The organism is Streptomyces sp. CA-210063, assembly GCF_024612015.1.
Taxonomy (GTDB): Bacteria; Actinomycetota; Actinomycetes; order Streptomycetales; family Streptomycetaceae; genus Streptomyces.
This window is the reverse complement of the sequence record NZ_CP102512.1, coordinates 835,020-855,325: the sequence shown is the minus strand read 5'-3', so window position 1 is coordinate 855,325 and position 20,306 is coordinate 835,020. Positions and strand designations below refer to the sequence as shown.

The 20,306-nt window shown below is 71.2% G+C and carries 18 protein-coding genes; 11 read left to right on the top strand and 7 right to left on the bottom strand.

Annotated features, from left to right (window positions below; all coding sequences use genetic code 11):
- Positions 1 to 265: 265 nt before the first annotated feature.
- The gene (locus tag JIX56_RS03730) at positions 266 to 1,417 is read left to right on the top strand and encodes a CapA family protein (protein ID WP_257537323.1); all 1,152 of its coding nucleotides are present in this window, start codon (positions 266 to 268) and stop codon (positions 1,415 to 1,417) included.
- A gap of 48 nt (positions 1,418 to 1,465) precedes the next feature.
- On the opposite strand, the gene JIX56_RS03725 is transcribed toward JIX56_RS03730, so the two are convergent.
- Entirely contained in the window at positions 1,466 to 1,927 is a 462-nt protein-coding gene (locus tag JIX56_RS03725; RefSeq protein WP_257537322.1) for a universal stress protein, read from the bottom strand.
- A 146-nt stretch (positions 1,928 to 2,073) separates the two neighbouring features.
- Here JIX56_RS03725 and JIX56_RS03720 point away from each other — a divergent pair, with 146 nt between their 5' ends.
- Complete coding sequence (locus JIX56_RS03720) at positions 2,074 to 2,931, top strand: polysaccharide deacetylase family protein (protein WP_257537321.1); 858 nt, start codon at positions 2,074 to 2,076, stop codon at positions 2,929 to 2,931.
- 37 nt (positions 2,932 to 2,968) lie between these two features.
- On the opposite strand, the gene JIX56_RS03715 is transcribed toward JIX56_RS03720, so the two are convergent.
- On the bottom strand, positions 2,969 to 3,640 hold the full coding sequence (locus JIX56_RS03715) for a class F sortase (protein ID WP_257537320.1): 672 nt from the start codon (positions 3,638 to 3,640) through the stop codon (positions 2,969 to 2,971).
- A gap of 333 nt (positions 3,641 to 3,973) precedes the next feature.
- On the opposite strand from JIX56_RS03715, the gene JIX56_RS03710 reads away from it, so the two are divergent.
- Positions 3,974 to 4,465: a hypothetical protein gene (locus JIX56_RS03710; RefSeq protein WP_257537319.1), complete on the top strand. Its 492-nt coding sequence runs from the start codon at positions 3,974 to 3,976 to the stop codon at positions 4,463 to 4,465.
- 129 nt (positions 4,466 to 4,594) lie between these two features.
- Here the strand turns inward: JIX56_RS03710 and JIX56_RS03705 are convergent, their stop codons facing one another.
- Complete coding sequence (locus JIX56_RS03705; RefSeq protein WP_257537318.1) at positions 4,595 to 5,359, bottom strand: bestrophin-like domain; 765 nt, start codon at positions 5,357 to 5,359, stop codon at positions 4,595 to 4,597.
- Between the two features lie 16 nt (positions 5,360 to 5,375).
- On the bottom strand, positions 5,376 to 5,990 hold the full coding sequence (locus JIX56_RS03700) for a hypothetical protein (RefSeq protein WP_257537317.1): 615 nt from the start codon (positions 5,988 to 5,990) through the stop codon (positions 5,376 to 5,378).
- Positions 5,991 to 6,262: 272 nt separating this feature from the next.
- On the opposite strand from JIX56_RS03700, the gene JIX56_RS03695 reads away from it, so the two are divergent.
- The 3 genes from JIX56_RS03695 (at position 6,263) to JIX56_RS03685 (ending at position 10,559) form a co-directional block, all read left to right on the top strand.
- A complete protein-coding gene (locus tag JIX56_RS03695) occupies positions 6,263 to 7,276 on the top strand; it encodes an SCO0930 family lipoprotein (protein ID WP_257537316.1) in 1,014 nt (337 codons plus the stop codon).
- A gap of 329 nt (positions 7,277 to 7,605) precedes the next feature.
- Entirely contained in the window at positions 7,606 to 8,418 is an 813-nt protein-coding gene (locus JIX56_RS03690) for an SAM-dependent methyltransferase (RefSeq protein WP_257537315.1), read from the top strand.
- A complete protein-coding gene (locus JIX56_RS03685) occupies positions 8,415 to 10,559 on the top strand; it encodes a putative bifunctional diguanylate cyclase/phosphodiesterase (protein WP_257537314.1) in 2,145 nt (714 codons plus the stop codon). Before JIX56_RS03690 ends, JIX56_RS03685 begins: the two co-directional genes overlap by 4 nt.
- A gap of 130 nt (positions 10,560 to 10,689) precedes the next feature.
- On the opposite strand, the gene JIX56_RS03680 is transcribed toward JIX56_RS03685, so the two are convergent.
- Positions 10,690 to 11,574, bottom strand: coding sequence for a LysR family transcriptional regulator (locus JIX56_RS03680; RefSeq protein ID WP_257537313.1), 885 nt, complete (start codon positions 11,572 to 11,574; stop codon positions 10,690 to 10,692).
- A 138-nt stretch (positions 11,575 to 11,712) separates the two neighbouring features.
- On the opposite strand from JIX56_RS03680, the gene JIX56_RS03675 reads away from it, so the two are divergent.
- The 3 genes from JIX56_RS03675 to JIX56_RS03665 are packed head-to-tail and all read left to right on the top strand — an operon-like array spanning position 11,713 to position 15,091.
- Positions 11,713 to 12,384, top strand: coding sequence for a succinate dehydrogenase (locus JIX56_RS03675; RefSeq protein WP_257550711.1), 672 nt, complete (start codon positions 11,713 to 11,715; stop codon positions 12,382 to 12,384).
- Positions 12,385 to 12,386: 2 nt separating this feature from the next.
- Positions 12,387 to 14,345: a fumarate reductase/succinate dehydrogenase flavoprotein subunit gene (locus JIX56_RS03670; RefSeq protein WP_257537312.1), complete on the top strand. Its 1,959-nt coding sequence runs from the start codon at positions 12,387 to 12,389 to the stop codon at positions 14,343 to 14,345.
- Complete coding sequence (locus tag JIX56_RS03665; RefSeq protein WP_257537311.1) at positions 14,342 to 15,091, top strand: succinate dehydrogenase/fumarate reductase iron-sulfur subunit; 750 nt, start codon at positions 14,342 to 14,344, stop codon at positions 15,089 to 15,091. Before JIX56_RS03670 ends, JIX56_RS03665 begins: the two co-directional genes overlap by 4 nt.
- 156 nt (positions 15,092 to 15,247) lie before the next feature.
- Here the strand turns inward: JIX56_RS03665 and JIX56_RS03660 are convergent, their stop codons facing one another.
- Positions 15,248 to 17,290 (bottom strand): HEAT repeat domain-containing protein, encoded by a 2,043-nt coding sequence (locus JIX56_RS03660; RefSeq protein WP_257537310.1) that lies wholly within the window; start codon positions 17,288 to 17,290, stop codon positions 15,248 to 15,250.
- Between the two features lie 294 nt (positions 17,291 to 17,584).
- On the opposite strand from JIX56_RS03660, the gene JIX56_RS03655 reads away from it, so the two are divergent.
- Together JIX56_RS03655 and JIX56_RS03650 are read left to right on the top strand one after the other, a co-directional pair.
- Positions 17,585 to 18,355, top strand: coding sequence for a GNAT family N-acetyltransferase (locus JIX56_RS03655; protein ID WP_257537309.1), 771 nt, complete (start codon positions 17,585 to 17,587; stop codon positions 18,353 to 18,355).
- A 4-nt stretch (positions 18,356 to 18,359) separates the two neighbouring features.
- Entirely contained in the window at positions 18,360 to 19,289 is a 930-nt protein-coding gene (locus JIX56_RS03650; protein WP_257537308.1) for a lysophospholipid acyltransferase family protein, read from the top strand.
- Here the strand turns inward: JIX56_RS03650 and JIX56_RS03645 are convergent.
- Complete coding sequence (locus JIX56_RS03645; protein ID WP_257537307.1) at positions 19,253 to 20,260, bottom strand: MsnO8 family LLM class oxidoreductase; 1,008 nt, start codon at positions 20,258 to 20,260, stop codon at positions 19,253 to 19,255. The two genes, JIX56_RS03650 and JIX56_RS03645, sit on opposite strands and share 37 nt — an antisense overlap.
- Between the last annotated feature and the right edge of the window lie 46 nt (positions 20,261 to 20,306).

Here is a 20,306-nt window from a genome sequence, read left to right as displayed (position 1 = left end):
GCGGGGCGCTTCGCGTGGACAGGGGGCCGGTCACGGGTGTGCGGCGGGCGGTCGAACCTGTCGGCGAACGGTGCGACGAACGGTCTGCCGGTGTTTCGGGGGCTCCGCCCCCCGACCCCCGCATCGGCCCTCGGCCTCGTCCTCGAACGCCGGACGGGCTCATCGCGCATCCGTGCGCCGGTATGCCTACTTGACGGATTCGTGTGACTGTATGTGGATTCGTACCGACTCCTCATGAGATACGACCACAACGGGGTGCTCATCGATGACCGCATACCGACGGGCCACCGTCGCGGCTCTCGCCGTCCTCCTCCTCACGGCCGCCTGCCAGTACCAAGGCTCGCCCTCTCGGCCCGGGCCGTCAGCCCCAGCGGGAGATCCCCGTGCCTTCACCCTCGTCGCCTCCGGTGACGTCCTCCCGCACATGTCGATCATCGAGAAGGCGTACACGGACGCGGGTGGCGACGGATACGACTTCAGGCCGATGCTCGCGGGTGTGAAACCCGTGGTGTCCGGGGCGGACCTGGCGATCTGTCATATGGAGACGGTGTACGGGGCGGACGGGAACTACAGCGGCTACCCCACGTTCAAGTCGCCGCCGCAGGTGGCGGAGGGGCTCGCGGACACCGGGTACGACGCGTGCTCCACCGCCTCCAACCACACGCTCGACGACGGCGCGGCCGGTATCCATCGCACGCTGGACGCGCTCGATCGCGCCGGCGTGCGGCACGCGGGATCGGCGCGCACGGCGGAGGAGGCGCGGAGTCCGACGTTGATGCGTGTCAGGGGCGCGCAGGTGGCGCATCTGGCGTACACGTACGGGACGAACGGCATTCCGCTGCCGGTGGACCGGCCCTGGGCCGTGAATCTGATCGACCGCGAGCGGATTCTCGCGGACGCGCGGGCCGCCCGGCAGGCGGGCGCGGAGGTCGTGGTGGTGTCGCTGCACTGGGGGACCGAGTGGCAGGACGCTCCGGACGCGCAGCAGCTGAGCCTGGGGGAGGAGCTCACCGCGGCGGCCACCCACGGGCGGCCCGACATCGATCTGATCCTCGGCACGCACGCACATGTCCCGCAGGCCTACGAGAAGGTCAACGGGACCTGGGTCGTCTACGGGATGGGCGACCAGATCGCGGGGACGATGTACAACCACTCGGGGGCCGTGGACCCACGCGGCAACCAGGGCACCCTGGCCCGCTTCACCTTCGCCCCGCCCGCGCGCGAGGGCGGCCGGTGGACGGTGACGAAGGCCGAGTTCGTGCCGCAGTGGTTCGACCTGGGCTCGGGGCGGGTCGTCGACCTCAACTCCGCGATCACGTCCGGGGCGGGGGCGGACATCACCTCCGTACGCGACCGTATCCGCGACGTCGTCCTCAGCCGGGGCGCGGCGCAGGACGGGCTGGTCATGGGGAGGTAGACACCGCGCGGGCTCCTCGGCCGTGGGTACGGTGCCACTGCCGGGGGTCTACGGCACGACCGTCACCGGCCAGCGGCCCGCCTTCACCAGGCGGAGCGCCACCGAGCCGACGAAGCGGTGGCCGGCCTGCTGGGAGGCGCCGACCACGACCGCGTCCGCCTTGAGCCGGTCCGCCGCGGTCACGAGGCCGTTGTACGGGTCGCCGCGGAAGGTGTGGAACTCCCAGCGCACCTCGAAGATCCCCTTCACCTGCTCGGCGGCCTCCCGGATCTCCGCGACCAGGTGCGCGGCGATCTCGTCGGTCGTGCCGGCCACCGGCACGCCGAGCGCCGCACTGGCCGCCAGGAGCGGCTGCACGTACACGATGGCGAGCAGCGCGTGCTGGCGGCGGGCGAGGCCGGCCGCGTAGGCCACGGCGCGCAGGGAGGAGTCGGAGCCGTCCAGTCCGACGAGGACGACCTTGGGCCCGTCGGTGCCCCGTTCGAACCGCTGTGCTTGCTGATCGCTCACGGTCGCGAGGCTATCCGAGCGCCCTGGCCCCGGCGGACGCCGGGCGGTCACCGAGAGCGCGGAAAACTACTCTCATCGGGTGTTTTCATGCCGCCGCACCGGTGTCGTGGTGGTGCGCCGTTCCGGAATTGGTCGACTGATGAGTCATGACGAAGGATCAGATGTTCACGCGGCGGCGCCTGTTGCTCGGCGGCGCCGCCCTGCTGGGCGCGGCCGGTACCGCGGGCGCCGCCGCTCTGCTCGTCGGCGACGGGGCCTCCGGTCCGGCCCCGGGCCGTGCCGCCGGTCCGGCAGCCGGTCCGGGGACCCGCCGGGCGCTCAAGCCCTCCGCGTACCGCCTTGAGCCCATCGCCGGGCACGGCCCGCCCACCCGGCGCCGCACCCTCGTCCGGGCCGCCGTCCGGCGCGAGCCGTTCCTGAAGGTGGACGGGCGCGGCCGCAGCATGGTGCTGACCTTCGACGACGGGCCCGATCCGCGCTACACCCCCGACATCCTGCGCATCCTCCGCGACCACGACGTCCGGGCGACGTTCTTCGTGTGCGGCGAGATGGCGGTCCAGCACAAGGACCTCCTGCGGGAGATGGCCTACGACGGCCATGTGGTCGGCAACCACACCTGGTCCCATCCGCTGCTCACCACCCTTTCCCGGTCCAGGATCCACGCGGAGATGGCCCGCACCTCCGAGATCATCGAGGAGGCGTACGGCGAACCGCCGCTGTGGTTCCGTGCCCCGTACGGCGCCTGGAACCGGGCCGCGTTCCAGCTGGGCGCCGAACTCGGCATGGAGCCGCTGGGCTGGACCGTGGACACCCTCGACTGGCGGACCCCGGGCGCGCACACCATCGCCGAGCGGGTGGAGAAGGGCGCGGGCCCCGGTGTCGTCGTGCTCGCCCACGACGCGGGCGGCGACCGCTCACAGAGCGTACGGGCGCTGCGCGAGTATCTTCCCGATCTGCTGGACGCCGGTTATCGCATCACCGTGCCGCGGCGGACATACACGTAGCGCCGGGTGGGCTTTCGCCCGCCCGGCCGGGGAACACTCAGCGCACCTCGACCAGGCGGGCGAAGACGACGACGTTCCCGTCGTAGCCGTTCTGCTGGGAGAAACCGCCCCCGCAGGTGATGACCCGCAATTCGGGAATCCCGCTGTTCCCGTAGACCCGGTCACCCGGGAAGTTGTTCTTCTCGAAGACCTCGATGCCGTAGATCTCGAACACGGCGGTCTTTCTGTCCGCGCGCCGGATCTCGACCTTGCTGCCCTTCTTCAGCGCCCCGAGTCCGTAGAACACCGCGGGCCCCTGATCGTTGTCGACATGCCCGACGACGACGGCCGTGCCCTTCTCGCCGGGGGAGACCGCGCCGGTGAACCAGCCCGCGAGGTTCTTGTCGTGGGCCGGCGGCGCGTCCACCCAGCCCTCCGCGTCCAGCCCGACGGGCACGGCCGGCGCGTCGACCTGGATCGAGGGGATCCGCACCCGGTCGACCATGGCGTACGGCAGCGGGTCGGGGACATTGGTGAAGGTGCCGTGGGATGCGCCGCGGGTGTCGGCGGCCGCCGCGGACGCGGGCTGCGGTGGCCCCACGTCGAATTCCCCCGAACCATTCCGGATGAGAGCGAGACCGGTCAGCAGAACAAGCGCTATCACGCCCCATGGAGCACGCTTCTTCCGCCGCTCCTCCCATTCGACCTCGGCCGGTCCGGACGAAGACATTCGCCATCCCCTCTCGACACGGCCGTCGCCGCGTCCGTCGCGCATACGACAAACGCTAAGCGTGCCGCAACGCGACGGCGACGGGGCAGGTGCGAACGGGTGGCGGTGAAGAGGAGTCCTGCGCCATCCGAGTTGCCGTCGACCAGAATTTTCTGACGGTCCGTGACCTGCGGCGATATCCGATCGTATGGAGATATCCCGGTGTGTCCGCTCACCAGGACGGACCAGCGCCGACATGCGGGTCCGCGCACGGCAACCGAGGGTCTTTCTGGGAGGCGCTTTCTCGCCGATCGACCGGGGACGGGTCCCGGGGCGTCTTCCGCGGAGGATCACATGCGTACTACTCGTGCCCTGGCGGCCTCGGCCGCCGCGGTCGCCCTGGTCGGCCTCGCCGCGCCGACGGCCGCCGCCTGGGACCAACCGAGCTCGGTCACGGCCGCCCCCAGCTCCGTCGCCCGTGGTGGGCAGCTCGTCCTCACCGTCAGCGGCGGTGACGCCTGCACGATGACCGGGAGCACGATCAGCTCGAACGCCTTCCCCACCACCAACCTCACTTCCATGGGCGGCACCACCGCCACGGCCACGGTCCGGGTCAACTCCAACGCCAGCCCCGGCTCGTACAGCGTCACCACCCACTGCGAGGGCAAGCGCAAGACGTTCAACGGTGTCTTCACCGTCATCGGCGGCGTCCGCGGCGGTCTCGGCGGCAGCAGTTCCACCGGGGCCACGCCGACCGACATCGCGATCGGCGGCGGACTGGTGACCGCGGCGGTCGTCGGCGGTGGCGTGTTCTGGATGCGCCGCCGCTCCGAGAACAAGATCTGAGCGAGAGGAACGGCGGTCAGGCGGAGCCGCGGCCGTTGCTCCGCACAGGGGGCCCGGCACGCGTACGGCCGGGGGACGGACGCGGCGTGGCGTCCGTCCCCCGGCCGTATCGACGGGCTTGAGCGGCCGTCACCCGCGCACGTTCGGGAACAGGGTCAGGAACGGGTCCGCCGTGGCCGAGAGTCCCCGGCTGTAGGGCGCGTCGAAGTCCCAGACGAGGAACAGCAGGAAGGCGATGAGGGCGGAGAACAGACCGGCGAGGATCAGCTCGCGCGCCGTACGCCGGATCTGTAGGGCGAACACCATGCCGACCGTCACGACGGCGCCGATGATGAGGCCGAACCAGACCACACCGGGCATCGTCTCGCCGGTGGAGTCCGCGCGGCTGCCGCGCGCCGCGTCGGCCGCCGCCACCTGGTCGAGCAGCGGCTGGTAGGACTGCGCCTCGAAGTCGCTGCGCGGTTCGTAGTCGGTGACGTCGTGACGGACGGTCGCGAACAGCTCGGTGCCGCGCTCGGTCACCTCGCCCTTCTCGGCCATGACCTTCCACTCGGTGGTCACCACATGGCCGACATACGCGTCGATGTCGCCGCGGATGCGGTCGCGCACGTCCTCGGGGTACACCCGCACCCGCTCGCTGATCTCGTGCAGGGCCTGCGCCTCCGCCTGGACCTGGTCCTGCGCGGCGCTGCGGGCCTCCCAGACACCGGCGATGGCGAGGCCCAGGACGATGGCGTACACCACGCCGATCATCATGGTGATGTACTCGATGACGTCCGGGGTCTCGGACGGGTCCTCGTCCGCGGGTGCGGCGTGATGCCGTACTACGGCCACGATGAGGACGACGACGCAGGCCGCCCCCATCGCGAGGGTGAGAACAAGCCATTCCGACAAGAGGTTCCTCCAGGGGTCAGCGCGGACGCAGGGCGGCGGCGGCGAACACCGCGGGCACGGTGACGAGCAGGGCGAGCGAGACGAGGGACGGACCGGAGCGCTTGGCCTGCGAGCGGGCCGGCGTCCGGTACGGCGGATAACTCACCGGGGTCGGCGAGGCCTCGGGACTCGCGCTCGGCGTGGGCTTCGGCTTCGGGGCGGGGACGGGCCGGGGCGCCTCGGTGACGGGCGGCGGAGGCGGCGGTGGTGGCGCGGGCCTCGGCGGCGGCGTGGGCGTCGGTGTCGGTGGGGGGTCCGGGGCGGGGTCGGGTGTGGGGGCGGGCGTGGACGGCGGTGGCTCCGGCGGGGGAGTCGGGGTGGGCGTCGGCTCCGGCGGGCACGTCGGCTCCGGCGGCGGATCGGGGGTGGGGGACGGCGTGGGCGTGGGTGTGGTCTCCGGAACCGGCTCGCAGGAGTCGGTGCCCCCGATCGCCACGGCGACCGCGCCGCCGCTGTCCGGGCCGAGAGAGGCGTACGCACAGGCGTCGGCGACCGCCGTGCCGCTCGGCGCTCCGGTGAGAAGCCAGGTGAGTGCGAGCAGGGCCGACAGCCGCAGGGCGAGAGCGGATCGGGTCCGCTGGGGTCCTTGCACGTCGGAGATCATCCGTGCTCACGCGCCCGCGTAAGCCGGAGCACTGGAGGGATTGCTCCGAAGGAGCGAAAAACGGCCCCGAAGGTTTGAGTGTGGGCGTCGGACGCTGACCCCCTTTCGATTCCTCCGCAGGCCGTGCCACGAACCGCGTCACAGACTTCGGAAAGAAATTCGTGCCGCGTTGAACACTTCAGCCACTCCCGCCCGTACCTAGGGCCAGCGAGCGGCGCAGTAGGGCGCTGCAACACCCACCGGAATCACGGGGAGTTGGAATGAAGACCTCCTGGCGGAGCGCCTCACTCGTAGCCACCGCTGCGGCTGTGCTGGTGCTGACGACTGCATGCGGTCAGGAACAGGGGTCCACGTCCTCGCAGAACGTGGGCGCCGCTTCCACCCCGACGCTCGGCGCCGGCACCATCGCCGGTGCGGGTACGGCGGGCGCGGGCACGGCCGGTGCGGGTACGGCGGGCTCCGGTACGTCGGACCAGGCCCAGTCGACCACCGCGGCCTCCGCGGGTCAGCTGACCGTGTGGAACAGCGACGAGTACGGCAAGGTCCTCACGGACAGCGCCGGACGCACCCTGTACCGCTTCGACAAGGACTCGTTCGAGCCGCCGAAGACGACCTGCGAGGGCGAGTGCGCCACCACCTGGCCGCCGGTGCCCGCCTCGGGCGCCACCGCCGCCCAGGGTGTCGACAAGGCACTGCTCGGCGAGGTCAGCCGCCCCGACGGCACCAAGCAGCTGACGGTCGGCGGCTGGCCCATGTACTACTTCGCCAAGGACACCAAGGCCGGTGACATCAAGGGCCAGGGCCTCAAGGGCACTTGGTTCGCCTCGGACCCCAACGGCAAGAAGGCCTCCACCAAGGGCGGCGGAGCCGGCACCGGTGGCGCGGGCGACGCCGGTGGCGAGGCGGTCGAGCAGGCCGGCCTGACCACCCGCAAGGACGCCAAGCTCGGCGAGATCGTCGTCGACAAGAACGGCATGACGGTCTACCGGTTCATGAAGGACACGCAGTGGCCGATGTCGACGGCGTGCACCGGCGCCTGCCTCGACAAGTGGCCGGTCGTCGCCCCTGTCGACAAGAACGACACCGAGGGCATCCTGCTGAAGGGCTACACGGTCTTCGACCGTCCCGACGGCATCAAGCAGCAGACGATCAACTGCATCCCGCTCTACACCTTCGCCAGCGACAAGGCCCCGGGTGACACCAACGGCCAGGGTGTGGGCGGTACCTGGTTCGCCATCAACGGCGACGGAGAGCCGATCGGCGCGAAGAAGTAAGGATCACCTTCCACAGAGAAGAACGCCGGACGCACCACACCGGCGCGGCCGATCCGGGTCCGCCCCCTCCGCAGCACCGCGGAGGGGGCGGACCGCTTGGCATGCCCGGGCACGGCCGAACAGGCGGGCGTGGGCGCGGTGTTGGGGATCGGGGAACTGTCGGGTAGCCGAACCGGCATGGTCGGGGCGCCGGTTGGGCATGTGCCATCGGCAGTGAGCTTGAACGGACGGTCATTTTCCGTTTTTACTCGCTCCTTCGGCGGACGATCAGTAGCCTCAGCTCGAACACCGGATCGCCTACGCCACCCCCGACGCGTTGGAGAACACAGATGGAGCGTCCCGCCTGGGCTCCTCGGAGCATCGACATCTCGATGCCGTCCGTGGCCCGGATGTACGACTACTACCTGGGCGGTTCGCACAACTTCGAGGTCGACCGGGAAGCGGCCCGCAGGGCCATGGAGTTCATGCCGGGCCTGCCCAAGATCATGCAGGCGAACCGGGCGTTCATGCGCCGCGCCGTGCGGTACGCGGCCGGCTCGGGCATCACCCAGTTCCTGGACGTCGGATCCGGGATCCCCACCTTCGGAAATGTGCACGAGGTCGCCCAGGGCGCCAGCCCCGGCGCACGGGTCGTCTATGTCGACCACGACCCCGTCGCCGTAGCACACAGCCAGGCGGTTTTGGAGGGGGACGACGACACGGACGTGGTCGCGGCCGACCTCCGCAAGCCCCGGGACATCCTCACGAGCCCCCGTGTTGAGCGACTCATCGACCTGAACCGCCCGGTGGCGCTGCTCCTGGTTGCCATACTGCACTTCGTGGAGGACACGGACGACCCGTACGGAGCGGTGGCCGAGCTGCGCGACGCGCTCGCGCCCGGCAGCGTACTCGTCGTCTCGCACGCCTCCTTCGAAGGGATCCCGCTCCCCCAGGAGCGGGCCGAGGGCGCGGTGGACGTGTACAAGGACATTCGCAATCCGCTGATCATGCGCTCTCGCGACGAGATCGCGCGGTTCTTCGAGGGGTACGACATGGTGGAACCCGGACTGGTGCCGATGGCGAAGTGGCGGCCCGACACGGCTCCGGAGGACGAGGATCCGTACGCCTTCTCGGGGTTCGCCGGAGTGGGGACCAAAGCGTGAGGGCGGAGCCGGACGGGCCGGAGGACAGACTTCGCCGGTTCGCGACGATCTGGAGCCGCGCGGTCTACCCCGCCACCTCCACGTCGCTGACCCGGCCCGAGTTCGAGGAACGACTTCTGCCGCTGGCCCGCGTGCTCAGCGAGGCGCTGCGGGCCAGGACGTACGACGCCGAGGCGGGCAGGGCCATCGGCGCCGCCCTGGTCGAGGCGCACTGCACCGAACCCGAGGCGCTCAGCCGGACCCTGGACTGTGTCGACGCCTACCTGGTGCTCTACTGCGGCGGTGACGGACCCCAGGACGATCTGCGGGCCCGCGCCGCGCGGCTGCAGTCCGCGATGGCCGCCGGATACGCCGAGGCGCTGCGGCAGCGGACGCTGGCCGAGCAGGAGGCGATCGCCCGCGCGGCGCTGGAGGCCCAGGGCGCGGTGGCCCGGGCGCTGCACGCGACCGAGGCCCGTTTCCGCGCGGTGTTCGAGGGCGCCGCCATAGGCATCGGCATCGCCGACCTCGAAGGCAACATCCTCCAGGTCAACGGCGCGCTGCTGCGTATGTTCGGTGTCACCGAGCAGGCGATGCGCGGGCGCAGTGTCACCGAGTGGACCCACCCCGACGACGCGCCCCAGGTCTGGCGCCTGTACGACGAACTGGTCCGCGGTGAACGCGAGCACTACCACGCCGAAAAGGCGTTCTACCGACCTGACGGAACGGTCCTGTGGACCAACCTGACGGTGTCCCTGCTGCGTGACGCGGACGGCCGGCCCCAGTACCAGCTGGCCCTCATGGAGGACACCACCGAGCGCCGTCTGCTCAACCTCCGCCTCCGCTACGAGGCCACCCATGACGCGCTCACCGGGCTGCCCAACCGCACCCTGTTCTTCGAGCGTCTGGAGAAGGCCCTCGCGGCGGGCGACGGCCAGCGCTTCGGCCTGTGCTATCTCGACCTCGACGGCTTCAAGACCATCAACGACAGCCTCGGCCACGCGGCCGGCGACCGGCTGCTCGTCGAGGTCGCCGACCGGCTGCAGTCCTGCGCGACCGCGCCCGGCGAGATGGTCGCCCGGCTCGGCGGCGACGAGTTCGTGGCCCTGACCACCGGCACCGACACCGAACGCGAGGTCGACGAACTCGCCGACCGCATCATGAACGCGCTGGTCACGCCGGTCCGCATCGAGGGCCGGGAGCTGCTGGTCCGCGGCAGCATCGGCATCGTCGAGGGCCCGGCGGGGGAGCGCGGCCCGGCGGAGGTGCTGCGCAGCGCCGACATCACGATGTACCGGGCCAAGTCGGCGGGCGGCAACCGCTACGAGATGGCCGACGCCGAGGCCGACGCCCGCGCGATCACCCGGCACGGACTCACCACCGCCTTGCCCGCCGCCCTGGACCGGGGCGAGTTCTTCATCGAGTACCAGCCGCTGGTCCACCTCGGCGACGGCACGGTACGCGGCGCCGAGGCCCTGGTCCGCTGGCTGCATCCGCAGCACGGCGTCCTCGGTCCCGACCGTTTCATCCCGCTCGCCGAGCGCACCGGCCTGATCGTGCCGCTCGGCCGCTGGGTCCTGGAGCAGTCGGTGCGCCAGGCCCGCGCATGGCAGGAACGGCACGGCGGTACGGGAGCGACCGGCCCGCTGCGGGTCAATGTCAATCTCTCCCCGTGCCAGCTGACCCACCCCGGCCTGGTCCAGGACACCGTCGACATCCTGGAGCGCGCGGGCCTCGAACCCGACGCCCTCTGCCTGGAGGTCACCGAGTCCGCCCTGATCGGCGCCGACGACGACCTGCTCAAACCCCTGCGCAGGCTCTCCGAGATGGGCGTCGACATCGCCCTCGACGACTTCGGCACCGGCTACTCCAACCTCGCCAATCTGCGCCGACTGCCGGTCCGCGTCCTGAAGTTGGACCGCTCCTTCACCCAGAGCATGCAGCAGTTCCCGGCCGACCCCGTCGACCTGAAGATCGTCGAGGGGATCGTCTCCCTCGCCCACAGCCTCGATCTCGCGGTCACCGTCGAGGGCGTCGAGACCGGCGCCCAGGCCGAACAACTGCGGATACTGGGCTGCGACACGGCCCAGGGCTGGTACTACGCCCGCCCGGGCCCACCGGAGCGCCTGCACGAACTGGCGCTGGTGGACGCGACGGGATAGGAGCCGCTGTCGCTCGACGGGGCCTGCAGCGCCGTTAAGGGGCGCGGGGAACTGCGCGACCAGCCACAGCGAACCCGCAGACCCGAACGGCGACCACGCTCAATGGCGCTGCCGGAACAACCGCGCACGCTCACCGCTCCACCAACATCCGCTGCAACTCCCGCGCGGCCCGAGGCGGAGCCACATCGCTGCGGTGGGCCAGCGCGATGGTGCGGTGCAGCCCGGGGCGGGCCAAGGGGGTGACCCTCAGGCCCCGCCCCGCGCGGGTGGCGACCATGCGGGGGACGACGGCGACGCCCAGCCCCGCCCGGACGAACCCCAGGACCGCGTCCATCTCGCCGCCCTCCACCGCGAAGTCCGGCTCGAACCCGGCGGAGCGGCACGCGGCGACGGTGAGTTCGCGCAGGTCGTAGCCGTGCCGGAACATGACCAGACGCTCGCCCTCCAGGTCGGGGATGCGGACGGTACGGCGGCCGTCGCCGGGCCTCGACGCATCCGGGGAGGACACCACCACCAGGTCCTCGCGCAGCAGCTCCACCGTGGTCAGGGCCGGGGAGGGCGTGGGAAGGGGGAGGACGACCAGGGCCAGGTCGAGGGCGCCGCGCGCGAGCTGCCGTACGAGGTCGTGGGAGCCGCCCTCCTCGATCAGTAGCCGGATGCCGGGATAGCGGTCGTGGAAGGCGCGCAACACGTCGGGCAGCAGGCCGGTGCACAGGCTCGGGGTCGCGCCGAGCCGGACCCGGCCCCGGCGCAGCTGCACCAGCTCCTGCACCTCGTGCCGGGCCGTGTCCGTGTCGGCGAGGATGCGGCGGGCCAGCGGCAGCAGCGCCTCACCGGCGTCGGTCAGCGTGATGTTGCCGCGCGCCCGCTGGAAGAGGTCCGCCCCCAACTCCCGTTCCAGCGCCTTGATCTGCTGGGACAGCGACGGCTGCGCCACATGGACCAGCTCGGCGGCCCGGGTGAAATGCCTGGTCTCGGCGACCGCCACGAAGTACTGGAGCTGCTGGAACTGCATCCCTCCACGATACGGGACGATAGTTTCCGGCTATCGAATCGAGCTGTTTCATGTCTTGGACCGATGGGGTGAAGCGGTTCTAGCGTCTGTTCCATGGCTCTGGCAACGCGGACGGAACGGACGGAACGAAAACCGTCCATGGCGCGCACGGTGTGGGACAGCTCCCTCGGCAAGAAGACGGTCATGGCCGTCAGCGGTCTGATCATGCTCGCCTACCTGGTCGTCCATATGCTGGGCAACCTCAAGATCTTCTTCGGCTCGGACGAGTTCAACGGCTACGCGCACTGGCTGCGCACCCTCGGCGAGCCCTTCCTGCACCACGAATGGGCCCTGTGGATCGTCCGCGTGGTCCTCGTCGCTGCGGTCGTCGCCCACGCCACGGCCGCCTACCAGCTCAGCCGCCGCGACATCAAGGCCCGGCCGAACAAGTACGTCCACACCAAGCGCCGGGCGAGCTACGCGACCCGCACCATGCGGTGGGGCGGCATCATCCTCGGCCTGTTCATCGTCTGGCACATCCTCGACCTGACGACCGGCACCGTCCACCCGAACGGCTTCGAGGCAGGTCACCCGTACCAGAACGTGATCGACACCTTCTCCACCTGGTACGGCAACACCCTCTACATCGTCGCGATGCTCGCGCTCGGCCTGCACATCCGGCACGGCTTCTGGAGCGCCGCGCAGACCCTCGGCGCCGGCAGCCGCACCCGCGACCGCGCCCTGAAGACCATCGCCAACGTCCTCGCGCTGCTGCTCACGGTCGGCTTCGTCGCCGTACCCGTGGGCGTCATGACCGGAGTGGTGAGCTGAACATGACTACGTCCTCCGAGTATGTGGACTACGAGACCGGCGAGCCCGTCGCCGACGCCAAGGCGCCCGCCGGCCCCATCGACGAGCGCTGGGACAAGCGCCGCTTCGAGGCCAAACTGGTCAACCCCGCCAACCGCCGCAAGCACACCGTCATCGTCGTCGGCACGGGCCTCGCCGGCGGCTCGGCGGGCGCCACGCTCGCCGAACAGGGCTACCACGTCGTCCAGTTCTGCTACCAGGACTCCCCGCGCCGCGCCCACTCCATCGCCGCGCAGGGCGGCATCAACGCCGCGAAGAACTACCGGAACGACGGTGACTCCGTGCACCGGCTGTTCTACGACACCGTCAAGGGCGGCGACTTCCGGGCCCGTGAGTCGAATGTGCATCGGCTCGCCCAGATCTCGGTGGAGATCATCGACCAGTGCGTGGCGCAGGGGGTGCCGTTCGCCCGGGAGTACGGGGGGCTCCTCGACACGCGGTCCTTCGGCGGCGTACAGGTCTCGCGGACCTTCTACGCCCGTGGGCAGACGGGGCAGCAGCTCCTGCTCGGTGCCTACCAGGCCCTCAGCAGGCAGATCGCCGCCGGGAACGTGGAGATGCGTCCCCGGACCGAGATGCTCGACCTGATCGTGATCGACGGACGGGCGCGCGGAATCGTGGCGCGGGATCTGATCACGGGGAAGATCGACACGTACTTCGCGGACGCCGTGGTGCTGGCGAGCGGTGGGTACGGGAACGTCTTCTACCTGTCGACGAATGCCATGAACTCCAACGCGACCGCCGTGTGGCGGGCGCACCGGCGGGGTGCGCTGTTCGCGAACCCCTGCTTCACGCAGATCCATCCGACGTGCATTCCGCGCACCGGCGACCATCAGTCCAAGCTGACGCTGATGAGCGAGTCGCTCCGCAACGACGGGCGGATCTGGGTGCCGAAGGCCCCGGGCGACACCCGCCCGGCCAACAAGATCCCCGAGGACGAGCGCGACTACTACCTGGAGCGGATCTACCCGTCCTTCGGCAACCTCGTGCCCCGTGACATCGCCTCCCGCGCCGCGAAGAACGTGTGCGACGAGGGCCGGGGAGTGGGGCCCGGTGGGCAAGGTGTCTACCTCGACTTCGCCGACGCCATCGAGCGGATGGGGCGCAAGGCCGTCGAGGCCAAGTACGGCAACCTCTTCGACATGTACCAGCGGATCACCGACGAGGATCCGTACGAGGTGCCGATGCGGATCTACCCGGCCGTGCACTACACCATGGGCGGGCTGTGGGTGGACTACGACCTCCAGACCACCGTCCCCGGCCTGTTCGCGATCGGTGAGGCCAACTTCTCCGACCACGGGGCCAACCGGCTCGGCGCGTCGGCGCTGATGCAGGGCCTCGCCGACGGGTACTTCGTCCTCCCGGCGACGATCAACGACTATCTCGCCCGGCATCCGAAGCAGGACGGGATCGGCCGCGAACACCCCGTGGTCCAGGAGGTGTTGGCCGAGACCGAGGACCGGCTGAACCTGCTGCTCGCCGTCGACGGCGACCGTACGCCCGACTCCTTCCACCGTGAACTCGGTGAGCTGATGTGGGAGTTCTGCGGCATGGCCCGTACCGACGGCGGGTTGCGGAAGGCTCTGGAGCGGATTCCGCAGATCCGCGAGGAGTTCTGGCGACGCATCAAGGTGCCGGGGACGGGCGAGGAGTTCAACCAGTCCCTGGAGAAGGCCAACCGGATCGTCGACTACCTCGAACTCGCCGAGCTGATGTGCCTCGACGCGCTGCACCGCGGCGAGTCCTGCGGCGGTCACTTCCGTGAGGAGTCCCAGACGGCCGACGGCGAGGCGGAGCGCCGGGACGAGGAGTTCTCCTACGCCGCCGCCTGGGAGTTCACGGGTACGGGCACGGCCCCCGTGCTGCACAAGGAAGACCTCGTCTTCGAGTACGTCCATCCCACCCAGCGGAGCTACGCATGAGGCTCACCCTGCGCGTATGGCGGCAGCGTGCCGCCGACGCCGACGGCGCCATGTCCACGTACGAGGTGGACGACATCTCGCCCGACATGTCCTTCCTGGAGATGCTCGACACGCTCAACGAGGAACTGATCCTGCGCGGTGAGGACCCGGTGGCCTTCGACCACGACTGCCGCGAGGGAATCTGCGGGGCGTGTTCGCTGGTCATCAACGGGGACGCGCACGGGCCGGAGCGGACGACGACGTGTCAACTGCACATGCGGTCCTTCTCGGACGGCGACACGATCGATGTCGAGCCGTGGCGTGCGTCGGCGTTCCCGGTGATCAAGGACCTGGTGGTGGACCGGTCGGCGTTCGATCGGATCATCCAGGCCGGGGGGTACATCACGGCGCCGACCGGGGCCGCGCCGGAGGCGCACGCGACGGCTGTGCCGAAGCCGGACGCCGACTTCGCTTTTGAGCACGCGGAATGTATCGGGTGTGGGGCTTGTGTGGCCGCGTGTCCCAATGGGGCGGCGATGTTGTTCACGTCGGCCAAGGTGAACCATCTGAATGTGTTGCCGCAGGGGGCGCCCGAGCGGGAGACGCGGGTGCTGGACATGGTGGCTCAGATGGATGAAGAGGGGTTCGGGGGGTGCACGTTGGCGGGGGAGTGTGCCACGGCTTGTCCCAAGGGGATTCCGTTGGTGTCCATCACCGGGATGAACAAGGAGTGGCTGCGGGCCGCTCGTCAGGCCGGGAAGCGGTAGCGCCGTAGGGGGCTTGTCGTTTTCGGGCCGCGGGTTCGGTTGTGGCTGGTCGCGCCCACGCGGCGGAGCCGCATATCGATGCAGCCCCGCGCCCCTTGGGGCGCTTCAGTGAAACGTTCGCCGAAAGGTGCGGACGGGCGGGGCCGGGTGTGGTGCTCAATCCCGGTCCCGCCAAGGTTTCTTGGGCGGGATCGTCAGCGCCTCGTCCAGCAGGGCGCGGAATTCCTCGTCCTGGAGGACTGCCTGGTAGTCGGCGCACGGCGAGAGGCGGTGATCCTGGTCTCGGAGGATGCGCAGGGCGGCCTCGGTGGCGGGGGTGAGCGTGCGGAAGCGGATGAGCGTGCGTAGTGCGTCCTGGAACGTGCCGTACCAGTCGCCGCCGGCTGTGAACGCCAGGATCTCCTCCTCCAGGGACGGCAGGGCGGGCCCGGGGTCGCCTGTGATCGACCACAGGGCGATCGCCGCCTGTGTCCTGATCCAGCCCTCGCCGGCCGTCAGGGCGTAGCGCACCCGGTCGGTGTACGGCGCGGCCTCGGCGCCGAAGTCGGCGAGGCGGCCGGCCATGCCGATGAAGGGCTTCTCCCCTACGGCCGACAGGCTTTCGCCGACGGCCCGCAGCGCCTCGGCCGGGTCGGCGCCGCCGATGCGCCAGAGGGCCCAGAGCAGGAACGGGTGATTACCCGGAGGCTCCAGGGCCATGCGCTCGCGCAGGGCGGGCGCGGCGGAGACGGCGGCCGGGCCCATGGCCACCAGGGCCTCGGTGGCGCCGTACCAGTTGAAGCGGTCGGCCACGAAGGCCGTGATCTCCGGCAGGGCGGGCAGCGCGTCCGTCTCCCAGGCCTTGAGGGTCGCCAGGAAGTCGGACGTCAGGGCGCCGTGTGCGTCGGGGTCGGTCAGGTCGCGGCGGAGTTCCTCGCGTATCGACGGCAGGAGGGCGTCCGCGTGGGCGCGGAGCGGGGCCAGGACGTCCACGATCTCGGGGCGGCGGGGTTCGCCACCGCTGTAGGCGCGGCTGTACTGCTCGCGGAACGGTGCGCAGAGCCGGTCGACCAGGCCGGGCAGTGCCCGTGGATCGTCCATCCGGGTCAGCGCCCAGCAGGCATGTTCGCTGACGGCGCCCTCCAGGAATTCCGCCTCGCCCGAGTCGTCGAGCAGACCGGCCAGTCGATCGGCGTACGCCGTGGCCCGGGGGCCCAGCATGCCGAGGAGATGGGCCGCCCTGACGCGTACCGAGGGGTCCGGATGATCCAGCGCACCGCCCGCCAGCGGCAGCACCGCGGGTTCCACGGACCGGCGGGAGACCAGCAGCAGGAGGCAGCGGTCCAGCACGGCCCGCAGCAGATCGGCGTCCGCGCCGGGTTCCGCCGCCGAGGACAGCCGGGTCAGGAACCCCAACTGCTGGGCGGGTGTCTCGTCGAACAGGACGGCCGTCCAGTACGCGACGCTCTCGCGGTCGAAGGGGTGCTCGTAGTCCCGCTCGTACCAGACGGTCCCCCAACGCGGGCGCGCGCCGGGGTCGGTGAGCGCCTCCAGCAGCAGATCCAGCTCGCGGACCGGCACCTCGGTGTCCAGCTCCGCGTAGGCCACCACGGCCGCGGCCCGCAGGACGGGGTCGGGGTCCTTCAGCAACGCGTCCAGGACGGCACGGGTCTCGGTGACCGTCGTGGTCCCGGCGCCGGGGGCCGTCGCGAGACGGCCCAACGCGAACAGCACCGGCAGCCGGACCGAGAGGTCCCGCTCGGTCCGCCACCGCTCCAGGAGCCGACCGGGGCCGTCCGCCAGCCCGATGGCCTCCCGGCGTACCGCCGGATCGGGGTCGGCGAGCAGGGACTGCACCGCCTGGTGGGCATGTCGCCAGGCCTCGGGCCAGCCCGGGTCGACCGACTCCGGCGGGGCCTGCTCCTGCGCCTGGGACAGGAACACGAGCAGTTCCACGAGGGTCCCACGTGCGCCCGTCCGGGGATCGGTGGCGAGCGCGACGACGAACGGCAGGGCGGCCGTGGCGACCGAGGAGACGCCGTTCACCGATGTCCCCAGGTGATCGAAGAGTGGCCGACAGTCGTCCTCGGTCGACTCCGGCCCTTTGCGGAACAACCGGCGCAGCATCCGACGCACTTCCCTGGGCAGGACGTTCGGATCGATCGACTCCAGCCGGTCCCCCGGCACCCCGTCCAGTGCCTCCGCCGACAGCTCCGCCACTCGTACATCCCCGTTCGTCGATCAGTTCGTCAATGAGACGGTTTTCCGGGCCGGAAGGTTGCCCCCCGGTAACGGGCCGGTCACCGCCGTTCGCCGGTCACCGCCGCGACACCCGCCCGTCGACGGAGTCGGACGCCCCGGACACCTGGTCCGAGCCGTTCAACCTCCGCACATCCGGGCTCTCGCAACCGGTCACGCGCGTGTCAGTCGGCGTCGGAAGAACTAGGGCGGCGGACCGCACGTCCCCAGGTCCGTCCCTGACGCCGCCGAGTCGGCCCGTGACCAGGAGATGCCATGACCGCCTCCACCCTCGACAGCCCGCCCCAGTCGATGGCCCCCACCCGCTACACCGTCACCCTGGCCCGCAGCGAGGAGGACGTCCGTGCCGCTCAGCGGCTGCGGCACGATGTGTTCGCCGGGGAGATGGGCGCCCTGCTGGCGGGCCCGCAGCCGGGGCTCGACGCCGACCCGTTCGACGCGTACTGCGACCACCTGCTCGTCCGGGAGACGCTGACCGGGCAGGTCGTCGGGACCTACCGGCTGCTGCCGCCCGAGCGGGCCGCCGTCGCCGGACGACTGTACTCCGAGGGCGAGTTCGACCTCACCAACATCGACGCCATCCGGCCCGGCCTCGTCGAGGTCGGCCGCTCCTGCGTCCACCCCGACCACCGGGACGGCGCGGTCATCGGCCTCATCTGGGCGGGCATCGCCCGCTACATGCTCGACCGCGGCCACGAGTGGCTGGCCGGCTGCTGCTCGATCCCGCTCGCCGACGGCGGCACGCTCGCCTCCGCCACCTGGGACCGGGTCCGCGACAAGCACCTGGCGCCGGAGGAGTACCGGGTACGGCCGCTGCTGCCCTGGACCCCGAAGGACGAGGCCCCGGCGGCCCGCATGGAACTGCCGCCGCTGCTGCGCGGCTATCTGCGGCTCGGCGCCTGGGTCTGCGGCGAGCCCGCGCACGACCCGGACTTCGGCGTCGCCGACCTGTACGTGCTGCTGTCGATGCGCAAGGTCAACGCCCGCTACCTGCGCCACTTCCTCTCCCTCGTACCGGCGGCCTGACCCGATGAGCGTGTGGCTGCCCAGCGCGCCCTGCAGCCCGCAGGCGTGTGTGGAGGCGAGGGCGTCGGTCGCGGCGGTGCCCCGGGCCGTCGCGCGATTCGCGGCGGTCGTGACCCTGGTCCTCCTCGGGGTCCTGGTGACCCTCCTCGGCCTGCGGGTTCCGACCGGGGTCGTGCGGCGGTGGTGCCGGTGGACCGTGCGGGCCTCGGGGGTCCGGGTACGGATCACCGGCCCCGCCCCGCCCGCCGGCGGACTGCTCCTCGTCGCCAACCACGTGTCCTGGCTGGACATACCGCTGCTCGGCGCGGTGCGTCCCGCGCGGATGCTCGCCAAGTCGGACATTCGCGGCTGGCCGGTGGCCGGCGCTCTCGTCGCGCGGAGCGGGGTGCTCTTCATCGAGCGGGACCGGATTCGCGCGCTGCCGGAGACGGTCGCGACCATCGCCGAGGCCCTGCGCGGCGGTGCGGCGGTCGTCGCCTTCCCCGAGGGGAGCACCTGGTGCGGCCGGGCGCAGGGACGCTTCCGGCGGGCCGTGTTCCAGGCGGCGCTCGACGCGGGCGTGCCCGTACAGCCGGTGCGCGTCCGCTACCGGTTCACCGAGGGCGGCGCGAGCACCGCGCCCGCCTATGTCGGGGACGACTCGCTGCTCGCGTCGGTGTGGCGGGTGGTGTCGGCACGCGGAGTCGTCGCCGAGGTGGACGTACGGCCCGTCATCGACCCGGACGGTCACGTCGACCGGCGGGCCCTGGCAGGGGCCGCGGAGACGGCGGTGATCGATGTGGCGGCCATGGTCGCGCACACGCCGGAACAGCGCGGCGACTGCCGGGGAGGACGGCCGAGTTCCACGACGGGGTTCCAGCCGAGGCCCGCGACGGAGATCGGTGCCGGCCCTGGGGATCAGCTGAGGCCCGCGATCCCGGCCAGCCTCCGGTAGGAGTCCCACAGTGCCTCGCGGTCGTACGTGCTCGTCGTGACCAGGACCTCCTGGGCACCCGTCTCCTTGACCACCGACTCCAGCTCGTGCGCGACCTGCTCCTCGGTGCCGTACACGTGTCCGGTCAGGCCGGCCTCGTAGAAGCCCCGCTCCTTCGCCGTCATCGTCCGCCGCTCGACCTCCTTGGCCGGGGTGAGCGGCGGGAACGTGCCGTGGGTGCGGGAGTACGCCATGGCCCAGGCCTCGGGGAGGAGGACGCGGCGGGCGTTCTCCGGGGTGTCGGCGACGGCGATCGTGCCGGAGACGACGACGTACGGCTCCTCGGCCCAGGCGGACGGGCGGAACCCGGCGCGATAGCGGTCGATGCCGCGCCGCATCCTGTCGCGGTCGCGGAGGTCGCCGATCACCATCGGCAGGCCCGCCCGCGCGGCGATCTCGGCGCCCTCGCCCATCGCGAGGACGAAGGGCGGTACGGCCAGGCCCTCCGGGGGACGCGCGTGCACACCGGTCGGGGACGTCCCGCGGAACCAGCCGAGCAGGTCGTCGAGCTGACCCGCGAAGTCATCGGCGTCGGCGGCGTCCTTGTCCCGGCCCAGTGCCCTGCGTACGCCGTCCGTGAAGCCGACGGAACGGCCGAGCCCCATGTCGATCCGTCCCGGGAACAGGGACTCCAGCACGCCGAACTGCTCGGCCACGACCAGCGGGCGGTGGTTGGGCAGCATCACGCCGCCGGTGCCCACCCGGATGGTGCGCGTGGCCGCCGCGACGGCCGCCGCCAGCACCGTCGGCGCGGAACCGGCCACGCCCGGCACACCGTGGTGCTCCGACACCCAGAACCGGTGGAACCCCAGCTCCTCCACCTCCCGTGCCAGCCGCACGGTGTCCCGCAGCGCCTCGGGGGCGGTGTGGCCCTCCCTGACGCGGGAGCGGTCGAGGACGGAGAAGCGGGTGGTGGAGAGCACGGAGGTCATAGGGGGTTCAACGTTCTGGACGCGTCGGGATTCCCCGGGAGGGCTC

What these genes read in the sequence shown, in the direction of transcription:
- JIX56_RS03720 (WP_257537321.1), top strand. Translation starts at nt 2,074, where the DNA reads ATGACGAAGGATCAGATGTTCACGCGGCGGCGCCTGTTGCTCGGCGGC.
- JIX56_RS03665 (WP_257537311.1), top strand. Translation starts at nt 14,342, where the DNA reads ATGAGGCTCACCCTGCGCGTATGGCGGCAGCGTGCCGCCGACGCCGAC.
- JIX56_RS03695 (WP_257537316.1), top strand. Translation starts at nt 6,263, where the DNA reads ATGAAGACCTCCTGGCGGAGCGCCTCACTCGTAGCCACCGCTGCGGCT.
- JIX56_RS03675 (WP_257550711.1), top strand. Translation starts at nt 11,713, where the DNA reads ATGGCGCGCACGGTGTGGGACAGCTCCCTCGGCAAGAAGACGGTCATG.
- JIX56_RS03650 (WP_257537308.1), top strand. Translation starts at nt 18,360, where the DNA reads ATGAGCGTGTGGCTGCCCAGCGCGCCCTGCAGCCCGCAGGCGTGTGTG.
- JIX56_RS03730 (WP_257537323.1), top strand. Translation starts at nt 266, where the DNA reads ATGACCGCATACCGACGGGCCACCGTCGCGGCTCTCGCCGTCCTCCTC.
- JIX56_RS03670 (WP_257537312.1), top strand. Translation starts at nt 12,387, where the DNA reads ATGACTACGTCCTCCGAGTATGTGGACTACGAGACCGGCGAGCCCGTC.
- JIX56_RS03680 (WP_257537313.1), bottom strand. Translation starts at nt 11,574, where the DNA reads ATGCAGTTCCAGCAGCTCCAGTACTTCGTGGCGGTCGCCGAGACCAGG.
- JIX56_RS03710 (WP_257537319.1), top strand. Translation starts at nt 3,974, where the DNA reads ATGCGTACTACTCGTGCCCTGGCGGCCTCGGCCGCCGCGGTCGCCCTG.
- JIX56_RS03655 (WP_257537309.1), top strand. Translation starts at nt 17,585, where the DNA reads ATGACCGCCTCCACCCTCGACAGCCCGCCCCAGTCGATGGCCCCCACC.
- JIX56_RS03715 (WP_257537320.1), bottom strand. Translation starts at nt 3,640, where the DNA reads ATGTCTTCGTCCGGACCGGCCGAGGTCGAATGGGAGGAGCGGCGGAAG.
- JIX56_RS03645 (WP_257537307.1), bottom strand. Translation starts at nt 20,260, where the DNA reads ATGACCTCCGTGCTCTCCACCACCCGCTTCTCCGTCCTCGACCGCTCC.
- JIX56_RS03690 (WP_257537315.1), top strand. Translation starts at nt 7,606, where the DNA reads ATGGAGCGTCCCGCCTGGGCTCCTCGGAGCATCGACATCTCGATGCCG.